The 14,214-nt window shown below is 67.8% G+C and carries 19 protein-coding genes; 9 read left to right on the top strand and 10 right to left on the bottom strand.

Annotation, left to right across the window (positions count from 1 at the left end):
• Positions 1 to 50: 50 nt before the first annotated feature.
• Genes AC07M7_RS15755 through AC07M7_RS15745 form a run of 3 tightly spaced genes read right to left on the bottom strand, consistent with a single transcriptional unit; the run spans position 51 to position 1,490 of the window.
• Positions 51 to 668 (bottom strand): DUF998 domain-containing protein, encoded by a 618-nt coding sequence (locus AC07M7_RS15755; protein ID WP_136639564.1) that lies wholly within the window; start codon positions 666 to 668, stop codon positions 51 to 53.
• Positions 665 to 853, bottom strand: a complete 189-nt coding sequence (locus AC07M7_RS15750; protein ID WP_136639565.1) for an oxidoreductase-like domain-containing protein — start codon at positions 851 to 853, stop codon at positions 665 to 667. Before AC07M7_RS15750 ends, AC07M7_RS15755 begins: the two co-directional genes overlap by 4 nt.
• A gap of 34 nt (positions 854 to 887) precedes the next feature.
• On the bottom strand, positions 888 to 1,490 hold the full coding sequence (locus AC07M7_RS15745) for an HD domain-containing protein (protein WP_495207820.1): 603 nt from the start codon (positions 1,488 to 1,490) through the stop codon (positions 888 to 890).
• 229 nt (positions 1,491 to 1,719) lie between these two features.
• On the opposite strand from AC07M7_RS15745, the gene AC07M7_RS15740 reads away from it, so the two are divergent.
• Positions 1,720 to 2,862 (top strand): transglutaminase domain-containing protein, encoded by a 1,143-nt coding sequence (locus AC07M7_RS15740; protein ID WP_495207819.1) that lies wholly within the window; start codon positions 1,720 to 1,722, stop codon positions 2,860 to 2,862.
• Positions 2,863 to 2,869: 7 nt separating this feature from the next.
• Here AC07M7_RS15740 and AC07M7_RS15735 read toward each other — a convergent pair whose 3' ends face one another.
• The gene (locus AC07M7_RS15735; RefSeq protein ID WP_046985596.1) at positions 2,870 to 3,205 is read right to left on the bottom strand and encodes a zinc ribbon domain-containing protein YjdM; all 336 of its coding nucleotides are present in this window, start codon (positions 3,203 to 3,205) and stop codon (positions 2,870 to 2,872) included.
• 179 nt (positions 3,206 to 3,384) lie between these two features.
• On the opposite strand from AC07M7_RS15735, the gene AC07M7_RS15730 reads away from it, so the two are divergent.
• From AC07M7_RS15730 to AC07M7_RS15720, 3 genes are all read left to right on the top strand, one after another.
• The gene (locus tag AC07M7_RS15730) at positions 3,385 to 4,746 is read left to right on the top strand and encodes an Hsp70 family protein (RefSeq protein ID WP_495207818.1); all 1,362 of its coding nucleotides are present in this window, start codon (positions 3,385 to 3,387) and stop codon (positions 4,744 to 4,746) included.
• 230 nt (positions 4,747 to 4,976) lie between these two features.
• The gene (locus AC07M7_RS15725) at positions 4,977 to 5,270 is read left to right on the top strand and encodes a YkgJ family cysteine cluster protein (RefSeq protein ID WP_050559906.1); all 294 of its coding nucleotides are present in this window, start codon (positions 4,977 to 4,979) and stop codon (positions 5,268 to 5,270) included.
• A gap of 11 nt (positions 5,271 to 5,281) precedes the next feature.
• The gene (locus AC07M7_RS15720; protein WP_012511788.1) at positions 5,282 to 5,464 is read left to right on the top strand and encodes a hypothetical protein; all 183 of its coding nucleotides are present in this window, start codon (positions 5,282 to 5,284) and stop codon (positions 5,462 to 5,464) included.
• Positions 5,465 to 5,513: 49 nt separating this feature from the next.
• Here the strand turns inward: AC07M7_RS15720 and AC07M7_RS15715 are convergent, their stop codons facing one another.
• Genes AC07M7_RS15715 through AC07M7_RS15705 form a run of 3 tightly spaced genes read right to left on the bottom strand, consistent with a single transcriptional unit; the run spans position 5,514 to position 7,521 of the window.
• Positions 5,514 to 6,395: a DUF4097 family beta strand repeat-containing protein gene (locus AC07M7_RS15715; RefSeq protein WP_136639569.1), complete on the bottom strand. Its 882-nt coding sequence runs from the start codon at positions 6,393 to 6,395 to the stop codon at positions 5,514 to 5,516.
• Positions 6,396 to 6,406: 11 nt separating this feature from the next.
• Positions 6,407 to 6,946: a hypothetical protein gene (locus tag AC07M7_RS15710; RefSeq protein ID WP_495207817.1), complete on the bottom strand. Its 540-nt coding sequence runs from the start codon at positions 6,944 to 6,946 to the stop codon at positions 6,407 to 6,409.
• Positions 6,943 to 7,521, bottom strand: coding sequence for an RNA polymerase sigma factor (locus tag AC07M7_RS15705; RefSeq protein WP_019337006.1), 579 nt, complete (start codon positions 7,519 to 7,521; stop codon positions 6,943 to 6,945). Before AC07M7_RS15705 ends, AC07M7_RS15710 begins: the two co-directional genes overlap by 4 nt.
• 125 nt (positions 7,522 to 7,646) lie before the next feature.
• On the opposite strand from AC07M7_RS15705, the gene AC07M7_RS15700 reads away from it, so the two are divergent.
• The gene (locus AC07M7_RS15700) at positions 7,647 to 7,826 is read left to right on the top strand and encodes a hypothetical protein (protein ID WP_046988612.1); all 180 of its coding nucleotides are present in this window, start codon (positions 7,647 to 7,649) and stop codon (positions 7,824 to 7,826) included.
• A 35-nt stretch (positions 7,827 to 7,861) separates the two neighbouring features.
• Positions 7,862 to 8,455: a mechanosensitive ion channel family protein gene (locus AC07M7_RS15695; protein ID WP_136639571.1), complete on the top strand. Its 594-nt coding sequence runs from the start codon at positions 7,862 to 7,864 to the stop codon at positions 8,453 to 8,455.
• A gap of 528 nt (positions 8,456 to 8,983) precedes the next feature.
• On the opposite strand, the gene AC07M7_RS15690 is transcribed toward AC07M7_RS15695, so the two are convergent.
• The gene (locus tag AC07M7_RS15690) at positions 8,984 to 9,247 is read right to left on the bottom strand and encodes a DksA/TraR family C4-type zinc finger protein (RefSeq protein ID WP_046985823.1); all 264 of its coding nucleotides are present in this window, start codon (positions 9,245 to 9,247) and stop codon (positions 8,984 to 8,986) included.
• A 160-nt stretch (positions 9,248 to 9,407) separates the two neighbouring features.
• Entirely contained in the window at positions 9,408 to 9,965 is a 558-nt protein-coding gene (locus AC07M7_RS15685; RefSeq protein WP_046985821.1) for a DUF2058 domain-containing protein, read from the bottom strand.
• Between the two features lie 61 nt (positions 9,966 to 10,026).
• Here AC07M7_RS15685 and AC07M7_RS15680 point away from each other — a divergent pair, with 61 nt between their 5' ends.
• The 3 genes from AC07M7_RS15680 to AC07M7_RS15670 all read left to right on the top strand — a co-directional run bounded on the left by AC07M7_RS15680 (position 10,027) and on the right by AC07M7_RS15670 (position 13,011).
• The gene (locus tag AC07M7_RS15680) at positions 10,027 to 10,527 is read left to right on the top strand and encodes a M48 family metallopeptidase (RefSeq protein ID WP_253079454.1); all 501 of its coding nucleotides are present in this window, start codon (positions 10,027 to 10,029) and stop codon (positions 10,525 to 10,527) included.
• Positions 10,528 to 10,574: 47 nt separating this feature from the next.
• Positions 10,575 to 11,273 (top strand): RNA pseudouridine synthase, encoded by a 699-nt coding sequence (locus AC07M7_RS15675; RefSeq protein ID WP_495207816.1) that lies wholly within the window; start codon positions 10,575 to 10,577, stop codon positions 11,271 to 11,273.
• Positions 11,274 to 11,421: 148 nt separating this feature from the next.
• Entirely contained in the window at positions 11,422 to 13,011 is a 1,590-nt protein-coding gene (locus AC07M7_RS15670) for a phospholipase D family protein (protein WP_495207815.1), read from the top strand.
• A 3-nt stretch (positions 13,012 to 13,014) separates the two neighbouring features.
• Here the strand turns inward: AC07M7_RS15670 and AC07M7_RS15665 are convergent, their stop codons facing one another.
• A complete protein-coding gene (locus AC07M7_RS15665) occupies positions 13,015 to 14,091 on the bottom strand; it encodes an HDOD domain-containing protein (protein ID WP_136639573.1) in 1,077 nt (358 codons plus the stop codon).
• Between the last annotated feature and the right edge of the window lie 123 nt (positions 14,092 to 14,214).

The raw sequence follows: 14,214 nt of genomic DNA, 5'->3' as shown, positions 1-14,214 counted from the left end.
ATACGCCGCTGCCGCGTGCACGGCATGTACCGGCGCAGTCCGTTGGGGATTCAGTCGGCTGCGGCCTGACGGCCGCGGCGGTACAGCGCCAGGGCCAAGTACAGCAGCCAGCCCACGATCACCGCGATCACCACCTTCTGCCCCAGCCCGCGCGGCGGCCCGGCGCGCCACAACACATGCAGCCACAGCAGCACGAAGGCCAGCCAGGCCCAGCCCCAGAGCAGGCCGGCAGCGGTCTTCCAGCCCGGTTCGCGGCGCAGGTACCAGGCCTGCAGCAGCATGCCGACGCTGGCGCACAGGAACGCGGTATTGGCCGCCAGCCCATGGATGAAAGGGGCCAGCAGCGGTGTTGCCTCGGGCAACCAGCTGTCACCGATGGCGACCGTGGCCAGGCCCAGCGCGGACACCGTGAACAACAACGGCGCCGCCGAACTGCGCCGTGGGCCGATGCTGCCGCGATACAACGCGATGCCCAGCACGGCGATCGCCAACGCGAGCAGGCAGTACGCACTTCGCAGCAGCAGCCCCCACGGTCCGTGCAGGTAGAGGCTGAGCGTTGCCCGCACCCAGTCCAGGTCGGTGCGTGCGAACTGGGTCCACAACGCTGTGGCCACGAACAGCAGCAATGCCGCCATCGCCAGCAGCGCCGCAGGCCGCATGCGGCTCATGGCGTCGCCTCCGGATGCCGCGCCTTCCACTCGGCCAGCGCCTTGCGATAGCGCTGCAGCTCGTCGGCATACAGGTCGAGTACGCACAGCGGGCAGCCACTGCCACAGCATTCGTTGGGACCGGGTTCTTCCGGCGGCACGGGGCGGGGATCGGGATCAGTGACGGACACGGTGGCAAACGGCAATCGGTGGAAACAGGCCCCAGTGTAACGGGCTGGCTCAGGCGCCCAACTGGCGGCGCAGGTTTTCACGGGCCGCTGCGTCCAGGCGCTGGTGGAAGAATTCGCTGAGGAAGATGCGCGGCGCGCGCAGCAGGCCCTGCAGGAATCGACGCCGGCCGGCACGGTACAGGAAGCCTGGCACCACGCCCTTGTACTCCTCGGCCACACCGCGGTCGTAGGCCGTGAACACCGGTTCCGGCGCGGCCAGGATCGCCATGTCGCAGTCCAGGAACAAGGCCGCTTCGGCGTCGACATCGTCCGGCCCCAGCGCGCCATGGCGTGCGGTCAGCAGGATCAGCTGCTCCACCCGGGCCACATCGACGCCGGCCAGTTCTGGCGCCTGCGCGATGGCCTGCACCGCCAGCTGCGCCGAACGCGCCTCGTTGTCCTTGCGCCCGGCCTGGTAGACCGCATCGTGGTAGAGCACGGCCAGATAGACCTCGGCCGGTTGCTGCCAGCCCGGGCCCTCGGCCACCTCCTGGCAGTGCTGCAGCACCGCGCGCACATGGCCGAAGTGGTGGTAGGCCCGTGGCGGCGTTGCATAGCTGTCCTGCAGCGCCTGCCACTGCGCCGGTGCAAGCGTCAGCGGAGAGAAGTCCATACCCGGATCATCACGCCTGTGCTGGCACCGGGCAAGCTGGCGGTTTTTTCACCACACCCTCACGATGCTTGCCAGGCGCGGCCTGGACGCGGTTGTCCACAGCTTTGTCGAGCGCTGGTCCACACCGGTTGTGGATGGATGGCGCTGCCGACCAACGGTGACGACGGCGGCCTCCTCGCGGGTCTACACTCGCCGCAGGTGGGAGCGCCCGCCGCTGTCGGGAGCCGTCATGTACCATCCTTCCGCTCGCTTCCTGTTCCTCGCACTGGCCACGCTGGCAGCGCCGCCCGCGCTTGCACTGGGCCCCGCCGGGGCCGATGCCACCGCGATCACCGCCTCCCCCACCATTCCGTCGCCGCAGCAGGTATCGGCGATCCCCGCTGAGATGCGCGAGATGCTGCGCACGCAGGTGATCAATCGCGGCTACTCGCGTGAGCAACGCCTGCAGGGACTGGTGGAGATGATCTTCGACCGCCACGGCATGGACCTGCAGTACGACGCCGACGCGACCCTCACCGTCACCGAGATCTGGCAGCAGCGTCGTGCCAACTGCCTGGCCTTCACCCTGATGTTCGTTGCGCTGGCACGCGAGGCCGGCATCCAGGCGCGCGTGCAGGAAGTGGGCCAGGTGGTGTCCTGGTACCAGGACCAGGCGCAGGGACTGGTTTACAGCGTGGGCCACGTCAATGCCGGGGTTGGATTCGGCGGGCGCTTCGCCACCGTCGACCTGGACCGCAACGTGCTGTACGACCGCCACGGCCCGCAACCGATCAGTCAGGCGCGTGCGCTGGCGCATTTCTACAACAACCGCGGCGCCGAACGCATGGCCGCTGGCGACATGCCCGGCGCGCGTGCGTTCTACGCGGCCGCGCTGGGCCAGGACAGTAGTTTTGCCGCCACCTGGAACAATCTGGGCGTGCTGGAGAACCGCAGCGGCGATGTCGCTGCGGCGCGCCGTTCACTGGAAATGGCCCTGCGCCTGGATGGCCGCCATGATGCCGCGTTGAACAACGCCAGTGCGCTGTACCGCAAGCTGGGGCTGGTGGCCCAGGCGCAGGTGCTGGAACGGCGCCTGCAGTGGGTCCAGCGCGAAGATCCGTTCGCCCAGTACATGCTCGGCGCCAAGGCCGAACGCGCGGGCCAGCTGGATGCGGCGATCCGTTATTACCGTCAGGCAGTACGCCTGTACGACACCGCGCACCAGTTCCACTTCGGGTTGGCGCGGGTGTATTTCCTGGCCGGCCAGCTCAGGCGCGCCGACCGTGAACTGCTGCGTGCGCAGGAACTTGGCGGAGCCCCCGAGCAGGCGCGCTACCAGGCCAAGCTGGACAGCCTGGCCCGCTGGCGCGCGCAGCAGCAGGCCCGGCGCTGAACGGCGGTCAGGCCTTCTTGAGGAAGCAGGTCTTCAGGACCAGTCCCTTGATCTTGTCCGAGTTGCCTTCGATGTGCTCGGCATCATCCTCGACCAGGCGGATGTTGCGGATCACGGTGCCCTGCTTGAGCGGGATTGAGGAGCCCTTGACCTTCAGGTCCTTGATCACCGTAACGGTATCGCCGGCCTGCAGGGTGTTGCCGTTGCTGTCACGCACGACCAGGGTCGAACCGGAACCTTCTTCGGCGGTCCACTCGAAGCCACAGTCGGCGCAGATCCACAGCGCGCCATCGGCATAGGTGTTTTCCAGGGTGCACTGCGGGCAGGCGGGAACAGAAGACATCGGCAAGTACCTCGAAATGAATCAACAGCCTGCATTGTAACCGCCCGGCCTTTTTCCCATTTCCACGGGTGGTGCCTGAGGGTGCCCCGTTCCAGCCCGGCCCGCGAGGACGCAGGAACTTGCAGTCGGCCGCGAACTGCAGCAGAGTGCGCGGCCCCTGATCGTCCCCGGAACCCCCCATGCGCCTCGGCATCGACTTCGGTACCAGCAACTCCGCCGCCGCCATCGTGCGTGACGGTGAACTGCTGCCGATCCGCTTCGGTGACGCCGAGCAGTTCCGCACCAGCGTGTACTTCCCCGGCGTGGTCCCCGACCCGGACGACTTCCAGCTCGATGACGGCCAGGAACACCAGCTGCAGCAGATGATCGACAGCGCCGCGCGCGCGGCCCGCGCCGCCGGCCAGGAACGCACGCCGCAGGCGCTGCGTCGCGAAGCCCTGCGCGCCCTGCGTCGCGAATGGATGGAAGCGCGCGCCGGCAAGGAACGCAGTGCCAATGACCTGCTGCAGAACGCGATCTACGGCGATGAAGCGCTGGAAGCCTATTTCGAGGAACACGAGGGCAACCTGGTGCAGAGCCCGAAGTCGATGCTGGGCTACAACCTGCACCCGCGCGCGAAGCAGACCATCACCGGTATCGCCGCGCACATCCTCGAACACATCCGGCTGACCGCCAGCGCCCAGCTCGGCCAGCCGCTGCGGGCCGCCCTGCTTGGCCGCCCGGTGCAGTTCCGCAGCTCGATCGGCGCTGCAGGCAACGACCAGGCGTTGGACATCCTGCGCGAGGCGGCCACCCAGGCCGGCTTCGATCAGATCGATTTCCTCGAAGAACCTGCGGCGGCGGCCATGCACTACCACGCCGAAAGCCGTGAGCGGCACCAGGCGGTGATCGTCGACATCGGCGGTGGTACCACCGACATCGCCCACGCCGAAGTTGGTGGTGAAACCGCTCCGCGCATCCACCGCGCCTGGGGCATCGCACGTGGCGGTACCGACATCGACCTGGCGCTGAGCCTGTCCGGCTACATGCCGCTGTTCGGCCGCGGCATCACCCGTGTGCCCGCCCACCATTACGTGGAAGCGGCCACTGTGCAGGACATGACCCGCCAGCGCGACTTCCGCCAGCACAACTACGACCACGTCGACGCGCCGTGGGGCGCGCGCCTGCAGGCACTGCAGGACACCGGCAACACGGCCCGCCTGTACCGCGATGTCGAGCGCGCCAAGATCGCGCTCAGTACCAGCAGCGAGCACCGCAGCACGCTTGACTACATTGCCCGCGACTTGCACGCCGACAGCAGCGCCGATGGCCTGGCCGCCGCCGCGCATGGCTACCTGGAGCAGATCCGGGAACTGCTGGCCCAGGTCCGCAATGACATTGGCGGCGACCCGGATGCGGTGTTCCTGACCGGCGGCATGTCCCGCGCAGGCTACCTCCGCAAAGCGGTGGCCGAGGCCTTCCCGGGTGCCCGCATGGTCCATGGCGAACCCTCGCTGGGCGTGGCCCAGGGCCTGGCGCTGGCGGCAGCCAGCCAGGATTAACAAAACGTTACGCGGTCTGCGCTACCCTTGGCCGGCTAGAAAACCGCTGCACCGTCCACTGGCCTCGCCGGTGTGTGTACCCATGGTGCAGCCTGGCCCGCCCAGCGGGCCTGGCGACCATGCCCTCTGGCTCGATCATGGTCCGCGTACTACCCGAGCCGCCATCGAGACCCGCTTTGGGCACCCGCCAGGCCCCTGTGGCCGTACAACCTGACGCTGAACCAGCACCCATCGACTGCCGCCGTTGTGACGCGGTCTGTTGCCGGTTGCCGGTCCTGCTGCAGCCCGGCGACCACGTGCCCGGCCAGTTCCTGTCGCGCGACACCCACGGCCGTGCCGTGATGGCGCGCAACGAAGAAGGCTGGTGCGCGGCAATCGATCCGTATCACCTGCGCTGCACGATCTATTCGCAGCGCCCGGCGATCTGCCGCCAGTTCTCGATGGGCGGCGACGACTGCCGCCGCGAGCGGCAGGACTACCTGCGCCAGGCCGAGTCCTGCGCGCTTTCCTCCCCTTCCACCTGACAGGAGCCACCATGCCCCGCAAGGCAAAGACCCCCGCGAAGGCCAGCAACAGCATCCGCAGTGAACGCAAGGGCGCATCCGCCAGCACCGTGGTCAGCAGCGACTCGATCGCTTCGGACCTGGCCGCGTTCCGCAAGAGCGGTGGCAAGATCGAAGTTCTCGGTACCACCTGGGCGCTGAAGAAAGCCAGCTGACCCTCCCCCGACCGCGGCGGCGCTGCCGCCGCGGCCTGCCGGACCGCGCTCAGCGATCCAGGCGTACCTGCACGCTGCCCGAGTGCGACTGGATGCGGATGTCACCATCACCGCCGCCCAGCCGGGTGTCCAGGCGGCTGCCCGGCCCATAGCGCGGCCGCTCGACGTCACCGGCGTCACTGTTGATCGAACCACTGAAGCTGTTCACCGACAGCTGTGCCGACACTGTGCGCGGCAGGCGCAGGTTGACCGATGCACTCACCGATTCGACATTGATGCGGCCACCCGGCGCCAGTCCGGCCGCGGCCAGGTCGATGCTGCCCGACACGGTTTCCACCGCCAGGCGCTGCACCCGCCCCGCATCGACGTCGACCCGACCCGATACGGTCTGCGCACCGATATCACCGGACACGCCGCCGCCCGCTTCGATGCGACCGCTGACCGTGTTCACGTCCAGTCTCGGTGTCTGCAGGCGTGCATTGACGCTGCCACTGACCGTATTGAGCTTGCTGTCGCCACTGCGCCCTGACGCGCTCAGGCTGCCGCTGACGGTGTCGGCCTGCAGCCGGCGAACATCGATGCCGCTGATCTCCTGACTGGCGCTGACCGTGCTCAACAGCAGCTCCACCGAGCGTGGCACATTCAGCACCAGCGTGGCGCCACCGCTGTTGTTGCGGCGCGGGTATTCGATCTCCCAGCGCACGCGGTTTGCACTCTTTTCCTGGCGCAGCTGCAGGCCATCGCTGAGCGTGCCGGTGAGCTGCACGTCGTTGCGGTCCCAGCCGCGCACGGTCACCTTGCCGGCTACGTTGCTCAGCTCGATGCGGCCGCCCGGCGCCAGGTTGTGGCGCTCGTCGATCCGCGTATCGGCCAGCGCCACGGCGGGCACCAGCAACAGGGCGGCGCAGCAGGTCATCAGGATTCGGGTCATGGGGGATCTCCTCAGGTCGTCAAGCCGGACTCGGCGGCATAGGCCGCCTGCCGGGTCAGTTCCAGCCGCAGCGCGTAGGTACGCTTGAGCTGGCCAAGCAGGTGCGGGGCGCGCGGGTCCTGCGCCAGTGCGGCACGGATCTGCGCCGCACTTTCATCCAGTTCGTGCAGGGCTGGCTGCCATTCCGGCGCCCGTCCATCGGGCAGCGAAGCGACGGCCTGCTGGTACTGCTCGGTCATTGCCGCCGCCTGCAGCTGCAGCGCTGACTGTGCCGGCATCGGCGCATCCAACTGCGCATGGCGCCACGGCGCCACCGCGTACAGCGCCAGACTGGCGGCCAGTGCAGCCCCCACCGGCAACCACCAACGGCGACGTGGGCGCAGCGGCAGGGCCACCACGTTGTCGGCCGGCGTGGGGTCCGCGGGCGCTTCGCGCGGCGGCAACTGCGCCGACAGGCGCGCCCAGCCATCGGTGGGTACGCTGCGTTCGGCTGGCAGCGCGCGCAGGCGTACCAGCAGGTCGTGGGCGGAATCGTGGTCGTGTGTACTCATGTCATGTCTCCCAGCCGTGCACGCAACAGGCCGCGCGCACGATGCAACTGTGCTTTGGAACTGCCGACGGCCATCTGCAGCTGTTCGGCGATTTCCTGGTGTTTCCAGCCTTCGATGTCGTGCAGTACCAGTACCGCACGTGCCCGTGGTGGCAGCGTCGACAGCGCCCGTTCGAGGTCGCGTTCGGTGCCGGCGCAGCGGTCGTGTACCGCCAGTTCCTGCAAGCCTCCGTCCACTTCGTCGAGACTGTCGTGATCCTGCCCGGCAGCACGCCCACGCAGTTCCATCAGCGCGGCGTTGACGCCCAGGCGATGCAGCCAGGTCGACAGGCTGCTTTCGAAGCGGAACCCCGGCAGCGCCTTCCACGCCTGCAGGAACGCTTCCTGCAATGCGTCTTCGGCGCGTGCCTGCTGGCCGCCACACAGCCGCCACAGCACAGCAAATACACGGGGCGCATGGCGCCGGTACAGCAGTTCATAGGCAGCGGTATCGCCGGCGGCCGCTGCCCGCACCAGGGCGGGTTCGTCGACGGCGTCGTTGGCGGCAGGCAGCGCGGGCATGGTGGTGTCGAGCATATCGCTTGGATGCACCGGCCCGGGAAAAGGTTTAAGGCAATCGACCGCCAACGCGATGCAACCTTTTCGGCGGCTGCTGCATCCATGGTAGGTCCTTCATGAAAATGCCGTCCGGGAGCCCTGCCATGTCCAGCCCATCCTGCGCCGCCCTGCTGGTGATCGCCGCCTGCGTTGTGCTGCAGGCACTGGGCCTGTCACTGCAGCTGCGTGCGGACAACGGACGCGCCTGCCTGCAGCAGCATCGCCAGGAGCTGGTCTGCCTGGCCTGGACACCCACGGTCGAATCGCCGGCACGCGCCGGGTAACATCAGCGTTTGTTACCGCCACCTGTTGTCGTCCCATGATGTTGTCGCTGAAGGATCACCTGCCCCCCTGGACCTACCCCTGGCTGCATGACGTGGGTATCGCCGTGAAGATCCTGCTGACCCTGCTTGCCGCCTGGCTGGTCAGGGTGCTGGCACGGCGCCTGATCCGCCGCTTCGCCGAGCACTACACACTGCCGCCGGAGATGGCGATGGGCGCGCGCCGGATCAGCAGTTTCGTGGTCTATTTCAGCGCGCTGCTGTACATCCTCAGCCTGCTGGGCGCGTCACCTTCGGTGCTGTGGACTGCGTTCACCGGTTTCGCTGCCGTGGGCGCGGTGGCCTTCTTCGCGGCCTGGAGCGTGCTGTCCAACATTTTCTGCACGCTGCTGATCTTCACCACCCGCCCGTTCCGCCTGCACGATTACATCGAAGTACTGGAGAACGGCGAGAAGCCGGGCCTGAAGGGCCGGGTGATCGACGTGAACCTGATCTACACCACGCTGCAGGAAACCGGCGACGGCCACGAGGGCACGGTGCTGCAGCTGCCGAACAACCTGTTCTTCCAGCGCACGGTGCGCCGCTGGCGTGACCCGGCGCAGGCCCCCGGTGGCATCCAAGGCGACGGCTGAGGGGGGGGTCGGCAGGGCTGCGCCCTGCACCCGCTACGAGCTGGAGCAACTGCACCAGCAACAGCAACAGCAAAAGCTGGCTTCCTGTGGGATGACGGGGTGGATCCGGTGGCGGGAGACGCCGTAAACCCGTCCATGGGGGCTTGGCCGCGGCATCCATGCCGCGGACACTCCCGCCACCGGCCCCACCCCGCCTTCGACAGATTTCCGCGATCTGCCGGGACGGCACGGGGTCGGATCCCGTTGCTACGCAACGGGCTCGGACCCCAATTTGACTATCGATATCTGACAGATTTCATCCATGCATGGCGTGGATCTATCAGATCCAGGAAATCTGTCAGAGGTGGGACGGTGTGGGTAGGCAGGACCGTTGGCGCCATGGATGGCGCCATCGAGCCCCCATGGACGGGTTTACGGCGTGTCCTGCCTACCCACACCGTCCCGCCATCCCACTGAATGCCAGCTGTTGCTGTTGCCCTGGCTTGAAGCATCTGCGGGTGCAGGGCTGCAAGCCCTGCCGAACAACCTTTACCTCAGTTGGCTGTCCTTGCTGCCGCGCCGGTTGTAGCCACTGTGCGCCTGCTCTTCGTCGTGCGCTTGCTGGCACGCCACGCACAGACGTACACCCGGCACGGCCTGGCGCCGCGCCAACGGGATCGGTGCGTCGCACTCCTCACAGTGTTCCAGACCCGGGCCCTCACGCAGCTGGCGCCGCGCGCGGGCAATCGCATCGTCAACGGTGGCGTCGATCTGGTCCTGGACCGCGCCGTCTCCCGCCCAACCGGTGGCCATGGCCATCCTCCGCAGGTGTGTCGCCTGATATGGGGACGATACACCGCGCAGTAAACGGTAGCGCCGGGCCATTCCCGGCGGGCCTTCAGCAAGCTGAGCAGAAGGCAGACGGCCCGGATCAGGTCGATCGCGACTTAATCCCCTCCGTCCCCTTTCTTGCTTACCAGACCAGGTCGTCCGGCACCTGGAACTGGGCGTAGTAGGCATCGTCTTCAGCGTTGCCGGTGGAGATCTCGGAGGTCGAGCCCTGCTGGCCGTGATCGACGATGATCGCTTCCGGGGCACGTTCACGCACCTTTTCGGCGGCAGCGCGCGGCAGCAACGCGTAGCCCTCGCCGTGGGCGACGATGACCAGCACGCCCACCGACAGCGCCTTGCGCAGCTTGGGGTCGATCAACAGGGTGCGGATCGCCGCACCGTCGCTGAAGCGGTACTCGTCGTCGCCCTTGTGGGGCACGGCATGGGCGCTGATGATCTGTTTGGCCTGGGCTTTCTGTTCAGCCTGCTTGGCCTGGGCATTGCGCTCGGCCGCCAGCGCGCGATCGCGCTCGATCTTCTCCGCGCGGGCACGTTCAGCCTCACGCTGGACCTCGGCCGAGGTCGATTCGGCCTTGCCTTGGCGGGCCTTGGCCTGCGCGCTCGCGGCGGCGCTGGCCTGCGACTTCTTGGCCAGGCCGGCCTTGAGCAATTGTTCCTGCAGCGCGTTGGGCTTTGCCATGGTCGATGCGTACCGCGTGTAATCTGGAGGCCCCATTCTACCGACGCCCCGCCGCCCCTGCATGGCAGTCCTGAAGTACCTCACCGGCTATCCCGAACCCCTGGTCGCCCAGGTCAGCGAACTACTGGCGCAGGGCAAGCTCGGCCCCTGGCTGCAGCAGCGCTATCCCGATCTGCATGAAGTGCGCAGCGACCGCCAGCTGTACGACTACACGCAGGACATGAAGGACCGCTACCTGCGCAAATCGGTGCCGCTCAACAAGGTCTGCTACGACAATACGCTGGAAGTCATCAAGCACGCACTGGGCACCCACACCGCCATTTCCCGCGTGCACGGTGGCCGCCTCAAGGCCAGCCGCGAGATCCGCATCGCCACCGTGTTCCGGCAGGCGCCGGCCGCATTCCTGCGCATGATCGTGGTGCACGAACTGGCCCATCTGAAGGAGGCCGACCACAACAAGGCCTTCTACCAGCTGTGCCAGCACATGGAGCCGGATTACCTGCAGCTGGAGTTCGATACCCGCCTGTACCTGACCGAGCTGGCCAACCGCGGCCAGCGCTGAACCGGCGTTGCGGCTACACTGCGCGCCCCCTGCCTGACCTTTCCGCCATGGAACCGACCCGTCTCGACAAACGCCTGTCCGCCCTGCTCGGCATCCCGCGCGGTGAAGCCCGGCGCTACATCGAAGGCGGCTGGGTCAGCGTCAATGGCGAGGTGGTCGAGCAGCCGCAGCGGCCGGTCGATGAGAGCGCGGTGATCGTGGTGGCCGAACAGGCCAGCGATGACAAGGCCGAGCGGGTCACCATGCTGCTGCACAAGCCTGCTGGCGTCGCGGCCGAAGCGCTGTGTGCGTTGATCAGCAGCGACAGCCGCAGTGAACTTGATGCCAGCGGTACCCGCCCGTTGCAGCGCCATTTCCATGGACTGCAGCTGGCTGCCGCGCTTCCGGCCAGCGACAGCGGCCTGGTGGTGGTCAGCCAGGATCTGGCGGCGCTCGCCCACCTGCAGCGCAATCTCGGCCGCACCGAGCAGGAGTACCTGATCGAAGTGGCTGAAGGCGGACCCGAACGCGGGCCCTGGTTGATGGCGCGGCTGCAGCACGAATCCGGTGGAGCCAAGGTCAGCTGGCAGAGTGAGCAGCGCCTGCGCTTCGCCGGCAAGGGCCTGACGGCCAAGGGCCTGCGCGTGGCGGTCGGCGCCGCGGGGCTGCAGGTTGCCGCAGTGCGCCGCTTGCGCATCGGCCGCGTGGCGCTGGGGCCGCTGCCGCCGGGGCAGTGGCGCTACCTGGGCAGCGACGAGCGGTTCTGAGGCCGTCCAGGGTCGGATCCCCTGCCGCAGGCAAGGGCTCTGCCCTTTCAACCCTCGGGGTCGGATCCCTTTCCGCGGGAAAGGGCTCTGACCCCATCCACGCATGGTGTGGATCTACGGCGACAGGTCTGTTGGCTTTCATCCACGCATGGCGTGGATCTACCATCGGGGCATGAGCCCGCCCAAGCCCCTGTGGCGACGCCTGCTGCGCGTCGCTGCGATCCTCCTCGCAATCCTGTTGCTGCTGGTCCTGTCCGGCCTGCTGCTGGCCGACCACCTCACCCCGCAGGCGCGTGGCGTGCCCTCGCAGGTGCTGCCACTGCAGCCGGCGCAGACCCGTATCGACCAGCAGATCGTGCCGCTGCAGGCGGCCCATCCCGGGCAATCCGGCGTGGCCTTCCTCAGCGATGGCATGGACGCCTTCGCGGCGCGCGCGATGATCACCTCGCATGCGGGACGCAGCCTCGACCTGCAGTACTACATCTGGCACGACGACCTGATCGGCCACCTGATGGCCAAGGCGCTGTACGACGCCGCCGAGCGCGGTGTGCGCGTGCGGATCCTGCTCGACGACATGAACGCCAAGGACAAGGACGCGCTGATGATGGCGCTCGATGCGCATCCGAACATCGAGATCCGCCTGTACAACCCGTTCCGCAACCGCAGCGGCATCGCGCGTACGCTGGAGCTGGTGCAGCGCGCTTTCAGCGTGAACCACCGCATGCACAACAAGAGCTGGATCGCAGACGGCCGCATCGCGATCGTCGGTGGCCGCAACATCGGCGAGGAATACTTCAGCGCGCGCGACGACGTAAACTTCCAGGACCTGGACCTGGTGGTGGCCGGGCCCGCCGTGCAGCAGGCCAACCAGATCTTCGACGACTACTGGAACAGCAGCGCGGCCATCCCGATTTCCGCGCTGGCGTCATACAGCGATGAACAGCTGCGACAGCTGGTACGGCAGTCGGACCTGGATGCGATGCATGCCAAGGCGCAGCCCTATCTGCAGCGTGTGGCCGACTCGCGCCGCCTGCAGCGGCCCAGCCCTGAGCCGCTGCACTGGAGCGCGAACGTACGCATCGCTTCCGATCCACCGATGAAGCACCGCGACGATGATCGCCGCGGCTGGCTGGTCAGCACGCTCAGTGAGGAACTGCGCAGCACCCGTCGCAGTGCATTGCTGATCTCGCCGTACTTCGTGCCTGGCGTGGAAGGCGTGGAGGGTTTGGCGGCAACGGCTGCGCGCGGTGCGCAGGTCGGCGTGGTCACCAACTCACTGGCCGCCAACGACGTGGCGGCGGTACACGGTGGCTACATGGGCTATCGCGTGCCGTTGCTGAAGGCCGGCGTGCAGCTGTACGAGCTGAAGGCGCATGGCCAGCTGGACACCAGCCTGTTCGGTAGCAGCGGCGCCAGCCTGCACACCAAGGCGTTCGTGGTCGATGATCGCCGCGGCTTCGTCGGCTCGTTCAACCTCGACCCGCGCTCGGCCTACCTCAATACCGAAATGGGCGTGTTGTTCGACGACCCAGTGCTGGGGGCGCAGCTGCGCGATGAATACCTGCGCCTGGCCAGCCCCGAACACAGCTGGTGGCTGGCACTGGGCCGGAACGATGCGCTGCGCTGGCTGCAACGGCAGCCGCCGCCGCACTGGGTCGAAGCCGAACCCGGTGCCAGCCTCGGCAAGCGCTGGACCGCGCGGGTGATCAGCTGGCTGCCGGTGGAATCGCAGCTGTAGCGCTCAGGGTGCCGTTCCGGCCTCATCCTGTGCGGCTTCATCCAGCGTTTCCACGCTGCGGCCGTGCAGGCGCCGCCAGATCCAGCGCAGCGCATGCGGTGGTGCCGACGGCAGTTGTTCAAGCAGGGCCAGCATGCGGCCCTGGCTGGCATGGCCATGCCGGCACAACAGGCTGGCCGCAGCCGCCGCGCTGGCCAGGCGGAGACTGTCGGCCAGTGGTCCGTCCGCCTCCGGCGCCAGCGCCTGGTGCACCGGCTCGGGCAGTTCCCATGCCGCTGCCACGCGCTGTGCCAACGGCAGCGACCACTGCTGCAGCAGCTGCAGGGCCAGCGCCGGCTCCACAGCTTCTCCGCGTGCCTGGGCTTCCTGCAGCAGCTGGCGCATCACCAGCGCCGCACCCAGCCCCTGCACCAGACCCAGCCACTGTGCAGCGAAGGCATCACCGAAGGTGACCGTGCGCGCGTGGTCGGCAGCCGCGCGCGAAGCCAGCAGCGCGTGCTCCCAGATGATCGTGCTGAACTGCGGGAACGCATCGCACTGCATCTGCATCACCGGCTGCACCAGCACTGCACTGATGATCTGCCGCACGCCTTCGGTACCGACCAGGGTCACCGCCCGCTGCAGACTTTCCACCGGTCGCTCGTGCACTTTGTAGGCCGGGCTGTTGGCGATGCGCAGCAAATTGCCGGTCAGCACCGGGTCCTGGCCGATGATCGCGGCCATTACCCGTGCCGAGGCGGCATCGTCGTTCACGGTCTGGATCAATTGCGGCAGCAGCTGCGGACGGCGTGGAAGCTGCCGGGTGGCCCAGTCGCGGTCCTGCAGCGCGCGTGCCACCGCTTCCCCCAACGCCGGATCCTGCACCGGCGCCGGCTCACCGGCCAGCCGAGGGTAGAGCGCCAGCGCGTGCAGGCCGCGTTGCAGATGTGCCGCGATCTCCGCCGATGGCAGGGCTTCACCCTGCAGGCTGGCAGCTGCCGCCGCCACCGCCTGTCGCGATACAGCCGCCAAGCGGGACGGTGCGGCCCCGGTCGAGCGCGCCAGCCAGCCGCGCAGCGATCGCCACCAGGCCGGCGTCATCGCCGCCCGCCCTGTCGTTGTGGTGCCCGTGCCGTCACTGACTGCCCTGCCTCTTCACACGAATCCGGCTACCCGCCGTCGTCGCAGCATCGGCCGCACTTTCATCTTCTTTAACCGGAAGGC

The sequence above is a fragment of the Stenotrophomonas sp. GW821-FHT09E08 genome (assembly GCF_059416125.1).
This window is presented reverse-complemented; position numbering and strand designations above follow the sequence as displayed.